This window comes from Pseudomonas sp. 67(2021) (assembly GCF_017491835.1).
GTDB lineage: Bacteria > Pseudomonadota > Gammaproteobacteria > Pseudomonadales > Pseudomonadaceae > Aquipseudomonas > Aquipseudomonas atacamensis.
This window is the reverse complement of sequence record NZ_JAFGYL010000088.1, coordinates 1-470: the sequence shown is the minus strand read 5'-3', so window position 1 is coordinate 470 and position 470 is coordinate 1. Positions and strand designations below refer to the sequence as shown.

The window sequence follows — 470 nt, the reverse complement described above, 5'->3', positions numbered from 1 at the left end:
TAAATGGTCAGGTTCAGCTTCTGTAGGTTATGACCCAGGTGCAGGCAACCCTGTAACGACTTTAGGTCCAACTGAAGGTTACTGGAATGTAGGCTTAGGTTCTCATTATAGCCCTGCTGAGAATTACTTTATTCAGGCTGGCGTAAAATATTTCTGGTTAGGCGATGCCCAAGCACAAACTGGCGGTACTATTGTAGGTGATTTTGAAGACAACCATGCCATGGGTTATGGCCTAAAAATCGGCTACCGTTTCTAAGCAAGAAAGAGTTTTACTCTAATAAAAAAAGGCACCCTTTGGTGCCTTTTTTTAATTTCAAACTTAAAAATTAAGATGGAATATTACGTACCGATGCATGACGGATTGCTTCTTTCAATGCGTCATAACCATAAATTGGCGGGAATTGCGGGAATTCTGCAATCACATTCTCTGGTGCGTCGAACAGGAAGCCATGATCTGCTTCACCCAGCAT

At 42.3% G+C, this 470-nt stretch carries 2 pseudogenes; one reads left to right on the top strand and one right to left on the bottom strand.

The window, feature by feature from the left end:
- Positions 1–256, top strand: a pseudogene (locus tag J5M66_RS26645) (transporter); the annotation flags it as partial.
- A gap of 70 nt (positions 257–326) precedes the next feature.
- On the opposite strand, the pseudogene J5M66_RS26640 reads toward J5M66_RS26645, so the two are convergent.
- A pseudogene (locus J5M66_RS26640) lies at positions 327–470 on the bottom strand (bifunctional phosphoserine phosphatase/homoserine phosphotransferase ThrH); the annotation flags it as partial.